This window comes from Pyxidicoccus xibeiensis, from assembly GCF_024198175.1.
Lineage (GTDB): Bacteria > Myxococcota > Myxococcia > Myxococcales > Myxococcaceae > Myxococcus > Myxococcus xibeiensis.
Map to the genome: position 1 here is coordinate 1,018,855 of NZ_JAJVKV010000002.1, position 16,896 is coordinate 1,035,750.

Sequence of the window (16,896 nt, forward strand, 5' to 3'; positions counted from 1 at the left end):
CGAACATCCTGACAGCGGGAAGCTCTTCAGCCCGCGACGCTCTGGACGTCAGTCCTCCTGCGCGTCGGAGGGCAGGCGGGGGCGGCGCGGGGGGATGGCGGGCACGCCGGCGAGGGTGGCGGGCTCGGGGACGACGGCGCTGCGCGCAATGGCCTGGGCGCTCAGCGCGGCGGCGGAGGGCGCCGGGGGCCGCGCGGCGGGGGCGGGGGCCTTCTGCTTCGAGCCGGCCTCGTTGAAGACATCCTTCAGCGCGGCGACGGCGCCCAGGGCGGCGGTGGCCTCGTAGGGGATGAACATCTTGTTGTCGCCCTTGCCCAGCTCCTGGAGGGTCTCCATGTAGCGCAGGGCGAGCACCTCGGGGGTGGCGCGGCCGGTGTGGATGGCCTCGAAGACGAGGCGGGTGGCTTCGGCCTTGCCCTCGGCCTCCAGCATGACGGCGCGCTTGTGGCCCTCGGCGCGAGCGACCTCGGCGTCGCGCTCGGCCTCGGCGCGGAGGATGCGGGAGATCTTCTCTCCCTCGGCCTGGAGGATGGCGGCGGCCTTGTCGCCCTCGGCCTTGGTGACTTCGGCGCGGCGCTCGCGCTCGGCGGTCATCTGCTTGGCCATGGCGTCCTTGATGGCCTGGGGCGGCTCGATTTCGCGCAGCTCCACGCGCGTCACCTTCACGCCCCACTTCTCGGTGGCCTCGTCGAGCACCATGCGCAGCTTGGTGTTGACCGTCTCGCGGCTGGTGAGCGTCTGGTCCAGCGTCAGCCCGCCCATGATGTTGCGCAGGTTCGTCATCGTGAGCTGCTCGATGGCCAGGGCCAGGTTCTCCACCTGGTAGAGCGCCTTCGCGGGGTCGACGATCTGGTAGTAGATGACGGAGCCGACCTCCATGTTGACGTTGTCATGGGTGATGACCTGGACGGTCTCGAAGCCCATGACCTGCTCGCGCAGGTCCACCAGGTTGCTGCGCATGAAGCGGTTGCCCGTGCGCATCTCGATGGGGCGGGGGCTGTCGAGGAACGGGATGAGGATGTTGAGGCCGCTGGTGGCCACGCTGTGGAACTTGCCCAGCCGCTCCACCACCATGACCTTGGCCTGGGGAACGATGCGGATGCCGGTGATGAGGGCGAAGCCCACCACCACGGCCGCGATGACGAACAGAACGGTCACGAAGTCCATCAGCCCCTCTCCTTCTTCAGCTCCCGCTCGGGAACCGACAATGCCGCGGATGGGCGGCGTACCCACAGCTTGAGACCTTCCACCTGCTCCACGGTGACGCGCTCGCCCTCGACCACGCCGCCCGACAGGGAGCGTGCCGTCCACAGCTCTCCGTTGATGCGCACGGTGCCTCCGTGGGCGTCATGGAGCGCCTCCACCACCACGGCCTCCTGGCCGAGCATGGCCTCGACGCCTGTCTTCAAATGCGAGGCGGTGCGCATGAAAACGTTTTTGAAGATGGTGCGCGAGGCGCCGAACAGGGCAGCGGAGACGGCGGTGAAGACGAAGAGCTGGAAGTTGATGCCCAGGCCCAGGGCGGCGGCGAGCGAGGCGGCCAGCGCTCCCACGGCGAACCACATCACCACGAAGCCCGAGAGCTTGATTTCCAGGGCACCGCAGACCAGTGCCGCCACAATCCAGAGTTGCCAGGCAGTGGGAGTGAGGTCCATGCCCCTTGTTTGGCAGCCGGCTCGCCGTCCTGTCAAACCTGGGGGGCAGGGCCAGAGGTGGGCTGGAAACAATCGCCCTGGAGCCGGGGGTTCCGGCTCCGGACCACCTGCCTATCCTGGATATACATGCCGTTCCTGTCCATTCGTGGCGCGCAGCTCTACTACGAGGACTCTGGTGGGCCTGGAGAGCCGGTGGTCTTCAGCCATGGGCTCCTGTGGGACTCGCACCTGTTCTCGCGGCAGGTGGAGGCGCTGAAGGGCCGCTACCGGTGCATCAGCTATGACCACCGTGGGCAGGGCCGCAGCGAGGCGCCGGAGGACGGCAGGCCCATTGACTTACGCACGGTGTACGAGGACGCGGTGGCCTTCATCCAGGCGCTGCGGCTGGCACCGTGTCACTTCGTGGGGCTGTCGATGGGAGGCTTCGTGGGGCTGCGCGTGGCAGCGCGGCATCCGGAGCTGCTGAGCTCGCTGGTGCTGCTGGACACGTCGGCGGGAGCTGAGCTGCCGAGCAACCTGCCGCGCTTCCGCCTGCTGGCGGCGGTGACGCACTGGCTGGGGCTGCGGCCGGTGGTGGACCACATCATGCACATCTACTTCGGGCCCACCTTCATGAACGACCCGTCGCGGCGCGCGGAGCGGCTCGCCCTGCGCCAGCAGCTGATGAGCAACCCGCGGGCGGTGTGGCGGGCGATGGACGGCGTCATCAACCGGCGCAGCGTGGAGGGTGAGCTGCACCGCATCCCCACGCCGACGCTGATCCTCGTGGGTGAAGAGGACGCGGTGACGCTGCCGGAGATGGCGGACCGGCTGCATGAGCGAATCGCGGGCTCGCGGCTGCTGCGGCTGCCGCACGGCGGACACATGAGCAACCTGGAGCAGCCGGAGGCGGTGAACGCAGCCATCTCCACGTTCCTGGACGAGGTCTCCGGGCAGCAGCTCCAGGCGGTGTGACTCCGCTGTAGTAGCTTCCGGGCTTCATCTCGGTGTGGAGGAGGCTCGATGCGGTTCGTCCTGGTTCACGGTTCCTGGCACGACGAGCGTTGCTGGAAGGCGGTCCGCACCTTCCTCGAATGTGAAGGGCACGAGGTGCACACGCTGACGCTGCCGGGGAACGGCGAGCGGGCGAAGCCCTCGGTCACCATGGCGGAGACGGCGCGGGCCGTGGCGGAGCTCATCCATGCACGGGAGCTGCGGGACGTCGTCCTGGTGGGGCACAGCTTCGGTGGGGCGGTGGTGCAGCTCGCCGCGCTGAAGTTGGCGGAGCGGCTCAAGCGACTGGTGTTCTACAACGCGTATGTGATTGAGAATGGCCGGTCGGTGTTTTCGTACGTGCCCGCGTCGGTGGCAGGGGCCTTCCAGTCGCTCGCGTCGCCGGATGGGACGCTGACCCTTCCGTTTGCGTTCTTCCGGGACCACCTGATGAACGACGCGGACCTGGAGACGGCGCGGGCCGCGTACGCGCTCACATCACCCGAGCCGCTCGCGAGGAGCGCGGAGTCGCTCGACCTCACGGGGTTCGCGGAGCTGCCGGTGCCGCGCTCGTATCTGTATGCCTTTGGCGACAACGTGTTCCCGGCGGCGGAGTTCACCTGGCACCCCGGCATGTCACAGCGGCTCGGCGCCTTCCGGCTGGTGACGATTCCCGGCGGGCACGAGCTGATGTTCTCCGACCCGGAGGCACTGGGGCGGGGGCTCGTCGTCGCTGGCAGGGACTGAGCGGGGGGCCGGGCCTGTGAGCAACGCTCCGGGCCTGGCGACCGCAGCAGATGCCTCCCACGACATGTGGGTGGGTCACCCGGCCTGGATCGTCCTCGGAGACAGCAACCCATGAAGTCACCTCGCTCGCCGAGTGTCGATCCGACCTAGCGCCTGAACGCCCGCTCAGTATCTTGATCAGTTGTGGACTACGCCGAGCTGGTCTGTCGCTCCAACTTCTCGTTCCTTCGCGGGGCCTCGCACCCGGAAGAGCTGGTGGCCACGGCCGCGAGGCTCGGGCTGCGCTCGCTGGCGCTGACGGACTCGGACGGGCTCTACGGGGTGGTGAAGGCGCACCTGGCGGCGAAGGAGCACGGCCTGAAGCTGATCCTCGGGGCCGAGCTGACGCTGGAGGACGGCCCTCCGGTCGTGGTGTACGCGGCGGACGCGGGCGGGTACGCGAACCTGTGTGCGCTGGTGTCGCAGAGCCGGATGACGCACCCGAAAGGGGAGGCGGGGCTCCCGTGGCGGGCGCTGGCGGACCGCTCGGCCGGGCTGCTGGCCTTGTTACCGGAGCCGGCACCTTTCGAGCGGGTGGCCTCGCTGGCGGAGGCCTTCCCGGAGCGCTTCCACGTGGGGCTGTGCCGGACGCTGTCGGCGGGGGACGCGGCCCGGGAGGCCCAGGCGGAGCTGCTGGCGCGGGAGCTGGGCGTGCCGCTGGTGGTGCACAACGACGTGCACACGCACCACCGCCGGCGGCAGCCGCTGCAGGACGTGCTGGTGTCCATCCGCCACGGGATGACGGTGGACAAGGCGGGGACGCGGCTGCTGCCCAACGCGGAGCGGACGCTGAAGGGGCCGTACGAGATGGCGCGGCTCTTCGCGGACCGGCCAGAGGCGCTGGAGCGGACGGCGGAGCTGGCCTCGCGCTGTCATGCCTCGCTGGATGACCTGCACTACCGCTTCCCCGAGGAGGACCTGCCCCCGGGACGCACGGCGGACCAGCACCTGCGAGCGCTGACGTACGAGGGGCTCGCGGTGCGCTATCCAGGAGGCGTGCCGCCGGAGGTGGTGAAGCAGATCGAGCACGAGCTGAAGCTCATCGCCGCGCTGGACTTCGCGGGGTACTTCCTGGCGCTGTGGGACATCGTGGGGTTCGCGAGGAAGCGGGGCATTCTCTGCCAGGGGCGGGGGAGCGCGGCGAACTCGGCGGTCTGCTACGCGCTGCAGATCACGGCCATCGACCCGGTGCGGATGGGGCTCCTGTTCGAGCGATTCCTGAGCATGGAGCGCAAGGAGCCGCCGGACATCGACGTGGACTTCGAGCACGAGCGGCGCGAGGAGGTGCTGCAGTACGTCTACGAGAAGCACGGGCGGCAGCGGGCGGGGATGGTGTGCGAGGTCATCTGCTACCGGGGGCGGCTGTCGCTGCGCGAGACGGGCAAGGCGCTGGGGCTGTCGCTGGACCAGGTGGACAAGCTGTCGAAGGTGGCGGCGTCGAACGGCTTCCAGGTGACACCGGAGGTGCTGCTGGAGGCGGGGCTGTCTGCCTTTGACAGCCGGGTACAGAAGACGCTGTCGCTGGCGATGGAGCTGGAAGGCTTTCCGAGACACCTGTCCATCCACGTGGGTGGGTTCGTGATTACGCGCGAGCCGCTGACGGAGCTGGTGCCGGTGGAGAACGCGGCGATGCCGGGCCGCACGGTCATCCAGTGGGAGAAGGATGACATCAACTCGATTGGCCTGCTGAAGGTGGACCTGCTGGCGCTGGGGATGCTGACGGCGCTGTCGAAGTGCTTCGCGCTGATTCGCGAGCACCATGGGCGGGAGCTGTGCCTGGCGACGATTCCGGCGGAGGACCCGAAGGTCTACGACATGCTGTGCGAGGCGGACTCGGTGGGGGTGTTTCAAATCGAGAGCCGGGCGCAGATGAACATGCTGCCGAGGCTGCGGCCGAGGACGTTCTACGACCTGGTGGTGGAGATTGCGCTCATCCGTCCGGGACCGATTGTCGGGAACATGGTGCATCCGTTCCTGCGGAGGCGGCACGGCATCGAGAAGGTGGAGTACCCGAGCGAGGCGGTGAAGGAGATCCTTGGGAAGACGCTGGGGGTGCCGCTCTTCCAGGAGCAGGCGATGAAGCTGGCGATGGTGGCGGCGGGCTTCACGGCGGGAGAGGCGGACGGGCTGCGGCGGGTGCTGAGCCACAAGCGGGCGGAGTCGATGCTGTTGCAGTACCGGGGCCGCTTCGTGGAGGGCTGCATCGCGCGCGGCTATGCGCGGGGGCAGGCGGAGGAGTGGTTCGACAACTTCCGGGGGTTCGCGCACTACGGGTTCCCGGAGAGCCACTCGGCGAGCTTCGCGTTGATTGCGTATGCGTCGAGCTGGCTGAAGTGCCACTACCCGGCGGCCTTCACGGCGGCGCTGCTGAACTCGCAGCCGATGGGCTTCTACGCGCCGCACACGCTGGTGGCGGACGCACAGCGGCACGGGGTGGAGGTGCGGCCGGTGGACGTGCAGTGTTCGCGGTGGGACTGCACGCTGGAGGACGGCGGGAAGGCGCTGCGTCTGGGGCTGCGGATGGTGAAGGGGCTGGGAGACTCCGCGGGGCGCCGGGTGGAGTCGGCGAAGGGGGAGGGTGGCTTCCGAGATGTGGGGGACCTGGCACGGCGGGCGCGGATTCCCAGGCATGAGCTGACGCGGCTGGCGCTGGCGGGAGCGCTGGCGGGACTGTGCGGCTCACGGCGCAAGGCGCTGTGGGAACTGCAGGCGCTGGGGCCGCTGGACTCGGATGACCTGTTCTTCGGGATGTCGATGGACGGCACGGAGGTGGAGTTGCCGTCGATGAGCGTGCTGGAGCGGGTGGTGGCGGACTACGACACGGTGGGACTGTCGCTGGAGAAGCATCCACTGGAGCTGCTGCGGCCGACGCTGAAGAAGCTGGGCGCGGTGACGGCGGAGGGACTGAAGAAGGTGCCGTCGGGGCGAAAGGTGGCGGTGGGAGGGATGCTCATCTGCCGGCAGCGGCCGCCGACGGCGAAGGGCATCTGCTTCATCTCGCTGGAGGACGAGACGGGCATCGCGAACCTGGTGGTGCCGCCGGACGTGTACGAGCAGTGCCGGAAGCAGATCCACGGCGCGCTGTTCCTGGTGGGGGAGGGCGTGCTGGAGCGCTCGGGGAAGGTAACCAATCTGAAGACGCGGAGCGTGACGTCCCTGAGTCAGTGATGGTGTAGTCTCGTGGCGCGGAACATTCTTGAAGGGTTCAATCAGTGAGCACCCAGTTGCACGCCAAGAACCTCTTCGAGCATCTGCGGCATATCTGTGAACGGCCGAAGATGTTCGCGCCCGACTTCGAGATCGATCATCTGCTGATGTTCATCTATGGGTACGAGGCTGCACTGAGTGACGCCAAGCAACCAAGTCAGCACGACCATTTTCGGGAGTGGATCTACCAGCGGCATCCTGAGTGGCGGAACTCCCCCATGTCCTGGCCCAGACATGTGCTTGTTGATAAGGGTGACGACCTTGATAAAGCACTCGACGCTATCATTGCCTTGCTGAATGAGTTTCCATCTCGAGAAGACTGACGAGCCATATCATCACCGTGGGCGGTGGATTTCCAAGGTGATGACCGCGCTCCGGAGCCTGACTCAGCTCAGCAGCCTCGCGTCATCCAAGTCCATCTCATCACGGATGAGGTCCACGCCATGCTGAGCGAATCGCCGCGCCGCAGCCTTGCTTCGCGGGCCGTGCCCATTCTCCAGGCACCACTGTGCATGGTCGCTCAGCAGCGCCAGTTCCAGCGTCCTGCCCAGCGTCAGTGAGAACCGCCGGGCCCCGGCCTCCAGCGTGGCCGGGTTCCCCATCGCTCCCATCACCCACGCCCGAGCGTGCTCCATCGCGTTGTTCGCCGCGTCCACGCACGGCCGCAGGCCCGCGTCCTTCACCCGGGCCAGCCGCCCCTCCACCTCGTGGAAGAACGCCTCCAGCGTGCCTTCCTTCGCCAGGGCCCGCAGCGTGTCCAGCGACAGCACATTTGTAGTGCCCTCCCAGATGGACAGCACCTGCGAGTCCGCCTGCAGGCGCGGCACGCCCGTGTCCTCCACGTAGCCCGCGCCGCCGAAGGCCTCGGAGACCTCTGACGTGACGTGCACTGCCTGCCGCCCCGTCGTCAGCTTCGCGAGCGGCGTCACCAGCCGCTGCAGCAGCAAGTCCTGCTCCGTGGCCACTTTCGCCTCCATCCGGCCCAGCAGTTCCACGGCACGGAAGGACAGCATGAACCCCGCCTGGAACTCCGCCTCCAGCCCCGCCAGCGTGTCCACGTGCAGCGGCTTCTCCGACAGCGGCGCCCCGAACTGCACCCGCCGCTTCGCGTAGTCCCGAGCCAGCGCCAGCGCCCGGCGCATGCTCCACGCCGCGCCCATGGCATTCCACGTGCGCGTCACATTCAGCATCCACGCCATGTTCTTGATGCCGTCCGTCAGCCCGGCCACCGGAATCGCCAGCGTGCCATCCAGCGTCAGCTCCGCCGTGGGCACCTTCCGCGTCCCCAGCTTGTCCTTCAGCCGGTTGATCTGGATGCCATTGAGCTTCCCGGCCGCGTCCCGGGTCTCCACGTAGAAGATGGCCAGCCCCTTGCCGCCGGGGCCGTTGCCTTCGGGCCGCGCCAGCGTCAGTGCCATCTGCGCCGTCGTCGCGGACGTGAACCACTTCGTCCCGTACAGCCGCCAGCCCTCCGGAGACTGCCGCGCCACCGTCTGCGTCAGGCCCACGTCCGAGCCACCGGTCCGCTCGGTCATCCACTGGCCGGAGGTCCACGCGGTCGCCGGGTCGCGCGACGTCAGGTGGGGCAGGGCGCGCTCGATGAGCGCCGGGTTCCCGAGCATCAGCAGCGAGCGGGCCGCGCCGTCCGTCATCGCCAGCGGGCACGAGTACACATCCAGCGACGCCTGCACGAGGTAGTTCAGGGTGAACTGGTGCACGCGACTGAGCTCGGCGCTCTTCTGCTCGTAGGCGGTGGCCACCAGCCCGCGTCGTGCGGACAGGGCCTCGGCCTCCTTCCACAGCGGGGAGACCTCGATGTGGTCGATGCGGTTCCCCCACGCATCCCACTGGGTGAGCTCCGGCTCGTTCAGCCGGTCGCGGAGCTGGAACTGGTAGAAGTGGTTCCCGCCCAGGTCACCCAGCTCGCGGAACTCGTCCGTCAGAGCGCGGCGGAGGTCCTCTGGCAGCGTGCGTGCCAGGTAGCTCTGCAGCAGTGCATCGTCGTCGTACTGGTTGCCGAGTACCGGCGGTTCCTGGAAGAAGCCCATACGCTGGAATTTACACCCGCCTCTCGGGATGGGCACACCTCCGTGCGGGCCTGAAATGGCGATGCCCCACCGGTGGAGGACCGATGGGGCATGGGGGGTGGGACACGCCGGAAGCTACGGCTGCAGGCTGAAGTGGTAGTTCGCGCCGAGGTTGGAGTCCCAGCGGCGGCAGGAGCCGCGGTCCCAGTTCTCGAACCACACGGAGACGGAGCTTGCCCCGGCGGGAGGTATAATCGTCACCGGCGTCCCGGTGCGGCTATAGCCGGAGACCTGGGTGACGCTCTTCTCGCCGTACACGCCGTTGTTGAACCGGTAGCGCACGCCCACGTCCCAGGTGGGCGCTCCGTTGTAGAGGAGGCGGCACTCGGGGAGCCGGTCGAGGTCGAAGTCGATGACGAAGGGCTGGCCCTGCTTCAGCGTGCCTACGACGAACTCCACCCAGCCCTCCTGGAAGAGGATGGTGGCCGGGGCCGACGGATTGAGCGGGTGGATGGTGAAGGGGAAGTTGGTTCCGTAGTGCGAGTCATAGCGCTCGCAGTTGTCACCGGACACCTTGAACCAGAGCTCCAGCGTGCCCGGCGTCGGGAGCGGGATGACGGGAGGCGCGCCGGTGGTGGGCAGACCCGCGAGGTCGAAGCTGCCGGGGGGGCCGCCGTTGATGCGGTAGTGGCCGGTGATGCTCCAGGAGGGGCTGCCATCCGGCAGGGTGGTGCGGCAGTCCGGCAGGCGGTTCACGTCGTAGGCAACCTGGACCTGTCCGCCCTCGAGCAGCTGCCCTGAGGCAGCAATCGTCCAGTCGGCGTTGAAGGTGATGACCGAGGGCGTCTGCGCGGATGCGGCGCTGCCGAGCAGCAGGAAGGGGAGGGTGAAGAGGGACAGGAGTCGGTTCACGGCTTGTGGCTCCATGATGATGAGGGTGTGCCAACCTTCACAGGGGCGGAGGCGCGCGCATCATGGGCAGAGCGAGGAAACGGAGAAAAGGCCTCAGCAGGTTCCGCGTTGTTCCATCGCGTGGAACTCGGCCGCGAGGTCCAGCAGTTTACGAATGGCGCGTACGTGGTCGTTGCCGCAGTCGCGGAGGAACTTCGTGGCCCATCCCTCCGAGCTGATGATCTCTCCCTTCACCTCTCGGAGCCACTCCCTGAACCGGAGGTATCGATCATCCATGTTGCCTCGTGTGCTCAGGCAAAGGCGATATCCAAGAATGAAGCCTTCCATCGATTGAACACGGGGCTCGCCGATGAACATCTCCAGTCGCGCGAAGTCACGCCGGATGACCAGCAGGTAGTCCAGTACGCTATCGAAACCACGATCCGGGATGTCCGCCGAAGTTTCTCGTCCCTGGTTGGTCATGGCTCGTTCACCGCCGCTGTCTCATCACTGCAATCCTACCGGCCCACCAGACCCGGAATCCGAGGGTCCCCACACCGACTCGTTGAAACCGGACCGATGCGGTAGGCTCGTCCCTCCGAACACCCTCGAGCGAGCACGAATGTCCCTGTTCAGGAGGCCCGCCCCCCCGGGCCAGCCGGCCGACGATTCCAATCGCAGCGTCACCCCCGTGGAGACGCCCGCGGCACCCGCCGCTCCCCCCAGCCCCGTGCTCTCCGGGCCGCCCCGCCCGCGCACGGGCCTCACTGGCGCCAGCGCCGCGCTCCCGCCCAGGGCTCCTGCTCCGGGCGCCACCACCGGCTCGCGCCCCGCGCTCCCTCCCAACGAGGGCCCCGAGTTCCCCACCGAGCGCCGCTCCGTGGTCGTCTCCCCCGACGCCGCCATCCCCGAGCGCCGCCCACCGCCCGCGCCACCCGCCGAGCGTCGCCCACCCCCCGCGCCGCCCGCCGAGCGCCGTCCGCCCCCCGCCTCCGTCACGAGCCCCGACGTGCCGGAGCGCCGGCCACCGAGCGCCCCCCCGGCCGCCTACGCCGGTCCCGAGCGTCGTGCTCCCGCCCCTCCTGGCGGCCCGGGCCCCGCCGCCGCTCGCACCCCGCAGCGCCGCAGCACCGACGGCGCCATGCCTGCGGCGGACAAGTTCTGGCCCACGCAGCCGCGCAACCTGGAGGAGACGGGCCTCAACACCACCTTCATCGAGGAGCTGGTCCTCAAGGCCCTCTTCGCCGCCGGTGAGATGCGGGGCATGGACCTGGCCAACCGCCTCCGCCTGCCCACCACCATCGTCGACGACATCATCGAGGGCCTGCGCCGTCAGAAGTACGTCGACATCCGCGGCGGCGGCGGCTCGGGCGTGGGCAAGTCCACGATGATCTACCAGCTCACTCCGTTCGTCACGGACGTGCTCCGGCAGATCAACGACCGCAACCGCTACAACGGCCCCGCGCCCATCCCCTTCCAGGAGTGGGTGGCCTCGGTGAAGAAGCAGACCGTTCGCGGCAACCGCATCACCCGCACGCGGATGGAGGACAAGTTCGGCGACCTCGTCATCCGCGACTACATCTTCGACGGCATCGGCCCCGCGATGAACTCCGGCCGCGCCATCTTCTTCTACGGCCCTCCTGGCAACGGCAAGACGGCCATCTGCCAGGGCATGGTGAACTGCTTCGACGGGGACATCTTCATCCCCCACGCCATCCTCATCGACGACTTCGTGGTGAAGATCTTCGACGCCAACCTCCACAAGCCCGTGGAGGAGGAGGGCGCCCCCGCGTATGACAGGCGCTGGGTGCGCTGCCGGCGTCCCCTCGTCGTGGTGGGCGGTGAGCTGACGCTGGAGATGCTCGACCTCGTCTACTCGCCGGAGGTGAGGTACTACGAGGCCCCGTTCCAGATGAAGGCCATGAACGGGATGCTCCTCATCGACGACTTCGGCCGTCAGAAGGTCTCCCCCAAGGACCTGCTGAACCGGTGGATCGTCCCCCTGGAGAGCGACATCGACATGCTCACCCTGCACACCGGCAAGAAGGTGCAGGTGCCCTTCGACGTGTTCGCCGCCTTCTCCACCAACCTGGACCCCAGCGACCTCGTGGACGACGCCTTCCTGCGCCGCGTCCGCTACAAGCTGGAGGTGCAGCGCCCGGACGAGGAGCAGTTCCACGAGATCTTCCAGATCATGTGCCGCAAGCGAGGCGTGCCCTACGACGCGTCCGCCGTGGACTACCTCCTCGACACGCACTACCGGCCGGTGGGGCGTCCGCTGGCGGCCTGCCAGCCCAGAGATCTCCTCGACCAGGTCATCGACATGGCGCACTACCAGGGCGTGGAGCCGCGCCTGGACGCCGCGCTGCTGGACTCGGCGGTGCGCGGCTACTTCGTGCGCTTCGACAAGGACAAGGCCGGAGGCAGCGCCGCCTCCGCCACCTGAGCCTCACCCGCCCGGGGCCGGTGTCGCGAAGGGGCCCCACGGCGACGGCTCCAGCCACCGGCGCACCTCGTCCATGGGGACGTTGGCCAGCACGTCCACCAGCGACATGCCGTGGACGAAGCGGCCCTCGCGCCCCTGCGGGTAGGGCGGGTGCCGGAAGCGCTGCCACAGCACGCGCACGTCCGCGTCCCGGAAGAGGCCAGGCTTCAGGTACAGCGTCGAGCCCATGCCCGAGTAGTACGTGTGCGCCCCGAGCTGCCGGCAGTACGCCACCAGCCGGCCCGTCTTGTCGTCGCCCTGCTTCTCCAGCGTGGAGGCCATGACGACGTGGGGCCGCAGCCCCAGCGGCTCGTGGAAGAGGGCCATGCTCCCCAGGAGCACCCGCAGCAGCGAGCCCGGCCCGGCCTCGCGCCCCGCCGCGTCGTAGAAGGGCTCCAGCAGCGGCAGCACCTGCGTGCCGAAGTGGGGCCGCCGCCCGTAGAGCGTCACCAGCGTCTGCAGGTGCTTGCGCGCCCAAGGCTGGCGCGCGTCCACCGCCAGGTCCTGGATGAGGGTGTCCCGGTGCGGGTCCTCCAGGGGGATGGACAGCCACTGGAAGCCGGGCTCGGTGGCCGGGGGCAGGGGCACGTTGGCCGGCAGCGCCACGCGGGTGCGCCGCTGCCAGCCGCGCCGCAGCCACTGCACGTTGTCCAGCACCAGCAGGGTGCCCGCGCGCGCCACCTGCTCGTAGAAGTCCACCCACGGCAGGTAGTGCGGCTGCTCGGCGACCAGGACTCCAGGAATGCCCGGCACCCGCCCATCCTACCCTCCAGCGCCCTGCCGGCAGTCGACCTTCCACCATGGAAGCCCCCGCCCCCTCCCTCCTGCCAGCCTGTCAGGCCCTGGGTTATTTGAGACCCAGCCCTTGGAGGTATGGATCTGCAGTGCTGCGGGACTGTAGAATTTCATGATTATCGACTCCAAATACCCAGGAAGCCCCGGATGAAGTTCCTGTGCATCAGCGCCAACTCCCAGCACCCCGTGGCGGAAGAGCTGCGCCGGCAGGGGCAGGAGGTGTCCGTCGCCGCTGACGCGGCCGCGGCGGGGAGCGTGTTGACGCACGAGGCCGTGGACGTCCTGGTGGTGGAGACGGAGGCGCTGGCGGTGGACGGGCGGTGGCTGGACTCGCTGCGGTCGCTGGCGAGGCCGGACTCGCCCTTCGTGCTGGGGCTGGCACCGGCGGCCACGGAGGCCGCGCTGGAGCCGCTGCTGGCGGCGGGCGTGGACGAGTACCTGACGGCGCCCTTCGCGGCCGAGGACGTGCGTGCGCGGCGGCTGCTGCTGGAGCGGCGCGGCCGGGCGCGGCAGCAGCGGCGCTCGTCCGAGGAGGCGGCGCGCGGGGAGATGGAGCGCCTGGCCGCCATCATCCAGACGCAGGCGGACGTGGCGATGGCGGGGCTGAACCTGGATGAAATCATGCGGCTGCTGTGCGAGCGCTCGCGCGTGCTGTGCGGCGCGGACGGCGCGGCGGTGGCGCTGGTGGAGGACGGGATGGTGGAGTACCGGGTGACCACCGGCAGCGTGGCGGCCCACACCGGGTTCCGGCTGAAGGTGGAGGGCAGCCTCACCGGCTCCAGCCTGCTGCGCGGCGAGGTGATGCGCACCGACGACACCGAGGACGACGTGCGCGTCAACGTGCAGGCCACGCGGCGGGTGGGGGCGCGCTCGATGATCTGCGTCCCGCTGTGGCGCGAGTCGCGGCCGGTGGGCGCGCTCAACGTGGTCTCCTCCCGCCCGAATACGTTCGACGACCGGGACGTGCGCACGCTGGAGCTGATGGCGGGCCTGCTCGGCGCGGCCATGGGCAACGCGGCGGAGGCGAAGGCGCGCCAGGAGCTGATGGCCCAGCGCACCGCCGCGCTCGCCGCGCTGCAGGAGTCGCAGGAGCTGTTCGCGTCCTTCATGAACAACAGCCCGGCGGTGGCGTTCATCAAGGACTCGCAGGGCCGGCGCATCTGGGTGAACGAGCCCTACCGCCGCTTCTTCCAGCTTCCGGAGAGCATGGACCTGGCGGTGCTGGACGACACGGACCTGATGCCGGCGGCCTCCGCGGCGCACGTGCAGCGCGAGGATCAGTTGGTGCTGGCGTCGGGCAAGCCCAGCGCCACCGAGGGGATGATTCCCGCCCGGGACGGCACCCCGCGCCACTGGCTCACCTACCGCTTCATCGTGAAGGAGCGCTCGGGGCGGCGCCTGCTGGGCGGTGTGTCCATCGACATCACCGACCGCAAGGCCATGCAGGCGCAGCTCGTGGTGGCGGACCGGCTGGCGGCGGTGGGCACGCTCGCGGCGGGCGTGGCGCACGAAATCAACAACCCGCTGGCCTTCGTCCTGTCCAACCTGTCCTTCCTCTCCGGAGAGCTCCAGGGCGTCGCGCGCGAGCTGCCGCCGGGGCGCATCTCGGAGATGGAGGAGGTGCTGCGCGAGGCCGTGGACGGGGCGCACCGCGTGCGGCACATCGTGCGTGACCTGCGGACGTTCTCCCGCGGGGACGACGAGGTGGCCACCGCCGTCAACGTCCAGGCGGTGCTGGAGTCGGCCATCACCATGGCGCGCGGCGAGCTGAAGATGCGCGCGCAGGTCGTCCGCGAGTACCGCGACGTGCCGCTGGTGGAGGGCAACGAGGGCCGCTTCGGGCAGGTGTTCCTCAACCTGCTCATCAACGCCGCGCAGGCCATTGCGCCGGGCCATCCGGAGCAGAACGAGGTGCGCCTGGTGCTGCGGCACTCGGCGGACCGGGTCATCATCGAGGTGCGCGACACCGGCGTGGGCATGGCTCCGGAGGTGCGCGCGCGCATCTTCGACCCGTTCTTCACCACCAAGCCGGTGGGCGAGGGCACCGGGCTGGGGCTGTCCATCTGCCACGGCATCGTCACCGGCTTCGGCGGGGAGATCTCCGTGGAGAGCGAGGAGGGGCGGGGCAGCACCTTCCGCGTGTCCCTGCCGGTGGCGCAGCGCTCGCGCGAGGCGTCGCCGCCCATGCGCCTGCACCTGGTGGGCTGAGCCGCCGCTTCAGCGCCGGAACAGGGGCGGGAAGACGCGCGGCGCCTTCTTCTTGCGCACGCAGCGCACGTCCGCGTCCATGTAGCAGGCGGAGAAGGCGCGGCGGCGCAGCCCGGGGCGGCCGCGTCCGGAGCGATGCCACACGTGGTTGTGGATGAGCAGCGACTCGCCGGCGCGCACGGGCAGGGGCACGGCGCGGCGCTCCGCGTCGGCGGCGGCCACCGCGTCCGGGGGGATGACGCCCCCCAGCTCCGTCACCAGGCCGCCCCGGTGGCTTCCGGGCACGACCTCCAGGCAGCCTCCGTCCACGGGGGCGTCGTCCAGCGCCGTCCAGATCTGCAGCTCCGGCTCGCGGGTGAGGCCCCAGAGGCGGCCCCCGTCCTGGTGCCACGGCAGGTTGCTGCCGCCGGCCTGGCCCTTGTGGAAGAGGATGGCGCGGTACAGGACGACGTCACCGGAGATGCGGGCGCGGGCGATGCGCTCGAACAGCGGGTTCTCCATCCACGCGAGGAAGCGCGGGTCCTTCTCCAGCTTCTCCAGCTTGCGGTAGTCGAGCGACGGCCCCTGCCAGCCCAGCCCCAGCGGCGCGTCCTCGTAGCGGCCGGTGGTGGCGTCCGGCTGGAAGAACAGCCCCGGGTACGCGACGCGGCCGAGCATGAGGTCGTCTGCCCGCTCGCGCAGGGCCTCCAGCCCCGCCTCGCCCAGCACGGGGCCCAGGCGCGCATAGCCGTGCTCGGCGTAGTGCGCGAGCAAGGGGCCGATATCGAACTGTTCCGCGTCCACGCAGAGCATGCGCCTCCCTCATAACCCGGCACGGCGCTTCCTGGGAGCGTCCAGGAAGGGAATGCCCGGCCACCCGGAGACCTTGCGCCACCCGCCAGGGAGCCCCATGGTTGGAAGTGGCATGCCCTACCGTCGCAACACGCGCTTCGTCACCGCCCCGGATGGGACCCGGGTGGCCTGGCATACGCACTACGGGAACCTGTCGGAAGAGGCCGCGGACGCGGAGCTGAGGGACAGGCCTCCGGTGCTGCTGACCAACGGGATTGGGACGTCCGAGAACTTCTGGCGCTACATCGTCGGCAACCTGGAGCAGGACCACCGGGTGACGCACTGGAACTACCGGGGGCATGGCAGCAGCGAGGACTCGTGCAACGGGGACTACCGGGTGCCGGTGCACGTGGACGACCTGGAGCGCGTCACCGAGGCGGTGATGGCCCGGGGCGACGGCCGTCCGCCGCACCACGTGGCGTTCTCCATGGGGGTGCGCGTCCTGCTGGAGCTGTACCAGCGGCGGCCGGACCTGGTGCCCTCGATGACGCTCATCGCGGGGACGCCGGGAGCGCCGGGCTCGGGCACGGACCGGCTGACGGCCCGCGTGGCGCTGACGGCCACCCGGGGGCTGTTCCGGGCCACCACGCCCGTCCTTCCGCTGGCGGCGCCGGTGGTGCACGCGGTGATTTCCAGCCGCTTCGCCTATCCCCTGGGCCGGGCGATGGGCGCGCTCCGCCCCCGAGCGCCGCGCGCGGACATCGAGGAGTTCATGCGGGCGCTGCGGCGGATGAGCCCAGAGGCGTACTGGCACACGCTGTGCGGGCTGGCGGAGGGCCATGCCTGGGACGTGGTGTCCCGGGTGCGGGTGCCCACGCTCATCATCGCCGCCCGCGACGACACCCTGGTGCCGCTGAGCGAGATGGAGCGCATGCGCGACGCGATGCCGCATGCGCACTGGCTCCGGGTGGATGACGCCGGCCACGCGGGGCTGCTGGAGGCGGGCACGGAGATCGCCGACGCCGTCCGGGGCTTCCTGGTGGACCACGGCCTGGAGCCCGACCGGCGCGGCGCGCCCTTCCCGGGGTGAGCCGCGGCC

General features: G+C 69.6%; 14 protein-coding genes. 7 read left to right on the forward strand and 7 right to left on the reverse strand.

Annotation, left to right across the window (positions count from 1 at the left end; all coding sequences use genetic code 11):
- Positions 1-48 precede the first annotated feature (48 nt).
- Together LXT23_RS11930 and LXT23_RS11935 are read right to left on the reverse strand one after the other, a co-directional pair.
- On the reverse strand, positions 49-1,167 hold the full coding sequence (locus LXT23_RS11930) for an SPFH domain-containing protein (RefSeq protein ID WP_253980244.1): 1,119 nt from the start codon (positions 1,165-1,167) through the stop codon (positions 49-51).
- The gene (locus LXT23_RS11935) at positions 1,167-1,655 is read right to left on the reverse strand and encodes an NfeD family protein (RefSeq protein ID WP_253980245.1); all 489 of its coding nucleotides are present in this window, start codon (positions 1,653-1,655) and stop codon (positions 1,167-1,169) included. Before LXT23_RS11935 ends, LXT23_RS11930 begins: the two co-directional genes overlap by 1 nt.
- Before the next feature lie 126 nt (positions 1,656-1,781).
- Here LXT23_RS11935 and LXT23_RS11940 point away from each other — a divergent pair, with 126 nt between their 5' ends.
- The 4 genes from LXT23_RS11940 to LXT23_RS11955 all read left to right on the forward strand — a co-directional run bounded on the left by LXT23_RS11940 (position 1,782) and on the right by LXT23_RS11955 (position 6,943).
- Positions 1,782-2,609 (forward strand): alpha/beta fold hydrolase, encoded by an 828-nt coding sequence (locus LXT23_RS11940; RefSeq protein WP_253980246.1) that lies wholly within the window; start codon positions 1,782-1,784, stop codon positions 2,607-2,609.
- Positions 2,610-2,657: 48 nt separating this feature from the next.
- Entirely contained in the window at positions 2,658-3,374 is a 717-nt protein-coding gene (locus tag LXT23_RS11945) for an alpha/beta fold hydrolase (RefSeq protein WP_253980247.1), read from the forward strand.
- Positions 3,375-3,557: 183 nt separating this feature from the next.
- Positions 3,558-6,581 carry an error-prone DNA polymerase gene (locus LXT23_RS11950; RefSeq protein ID WP_253980248.1) on the forward strand — a complete coding sequence of 1,008 codons (3,024 nt, stop codon included), beginning with the start codon at positions 3,558-3,560 and terminating at the stop codon, positions 6,579-6,581.
- A gap of 44 nt (positions 6,582-6,625) precedes the next feature.
- A complete protein-coding gene (locus tag LXT23_RS11955; protein WP_253980249.1) occupies positions 6,626-6,943 on the forward strand; it encodes a hypothetical protein in 318 nt (105 codons plus the stop codon).
- A gap of 63 nt (positions 6,944-7,006) precedes the next feature.
- Here LXT23_RS11955 and LXT23_RS11960 read toward each other — a convergent pair whose 3' ends face one another.
- The 3 genes from LXT23_RS11960 to LXT23_RS11970 all read right to left on the reverse strand — a co-directional run bounded on the left by LXT23_RS11960 (position 7,007) and on the right by LXT23_RS11970 (position 10,021).
- Positions 7,007-8,668, reverse strand: coding sequence for an acyl-CoA dehydrogenase family protein (locus tag LXT23_RS11960; RefSeq protein WP_253980250.1), 1,662 nt, complete (start codon positions 8,666-8,668; stop codon positions 7,007-7,009).
- A gap of 114 nt (positions 8,669-8,782) precedes the next feature.
- A complete protein-coding gene (locus LXT23_RS11965; RefSeq protein ID WP_253980251.1) occupies positions 8,783-9,559 on the reverse strand; it encodes a DUF6209 family protein in 777 nt (258 codons plus the stop codon).
- 93 nt (positions 9,560-9,652) lie between these two features.
- On the reverse strand, positions 9,653-10,021 hold the full coding sequence (locus LXT23_RS11970) for a hypothetical protein (protein WP_253980252.1): 369 nt from the start codon (positions 10,019-10,021) through the stop codon (positions 9,653-9,655).
- Positions 10,022-10,160: 139 nt separating this feature from the next.
- Here LXT23_RS11970 and LXT23_RS11975 point away from each other — a divergent pair, with 139 nt between their 5' ends.
- Positions 10,161-11,984, forward strand: coding sequence for an ATPase (locus LXT23_RS11975; RefSeq protein WP_253980253.1), 1,824 nt, complete (start codon positions 10,161-10,163; stop codon positions 11,982-11,984).
- 3 nt (positions 11,985-11,987) lie between these two features.
- On the opposite strand, the gene LXT23_RS11980 is transcribed toward LXT23_RS11975, so the two are convergent.
- The gene (locus LXT23_RS11980) at positions 11,988-12,776 is read right to left on the reverse strand and encodes a WbqC family protein (RefSeq protein WP_253980254.1); all 789 of its coding nucleotides are present in this window, start codon (positions 12,774-12,776) and stop codon (positions 11,988-11,990) included.
- A gap of 189 nt (positions 12,777-12,965) precedes the next feature.
- Here LXT23_RS11980 and LXT23_RS11985 point away from each other — a divergent pair, with 189 nt between their 5' ends.
- On the forward strand, positions 12,966-15,026 hold the full coding sequence (locus LXT23_RS11985; protein WP_253980255.1) for a sensor histidine kinase: 2,061 nt from the start codon (positions 12,966-12,968) through the stop codon (positions 15,024-15,026).
- A 9-nt stretch (positions 15,027-15,035) separates the two neighbouring features.
- Here the strand turns inward: LXT23_RS11985 and LXT23_RS11990 are convergent, their stop codons facing one another.
- Positions 15,036-15,818: a phytanoyl-CoA dioxygenase family protein gene (locus tag LXT23_RS11990; protein ID WP_253980256.1), complete on the reverse strand. Its 783-nt coding sequence runs from the start codon at positions 15,816-15,818 to the stop codon at positions 15,036-15,038.
- 112 nt (positions 15,819-15,930) lie between these two features.
- On the opposite strand from LXT23_RS11990, the gene LXT23_RS11995 reads away from it, so the two are divergent.
- Entirely contained in the window at positions 15,931-16,887 is a 957-nt protein-coding gene (locus tag LXT23_RS11995; protein ID WP_253980257.1) for an alpha/beta fold hydrolase, read from the forward strand.
- Positions 16,888-16,896 lie beyond the last annotated feature (9 nt).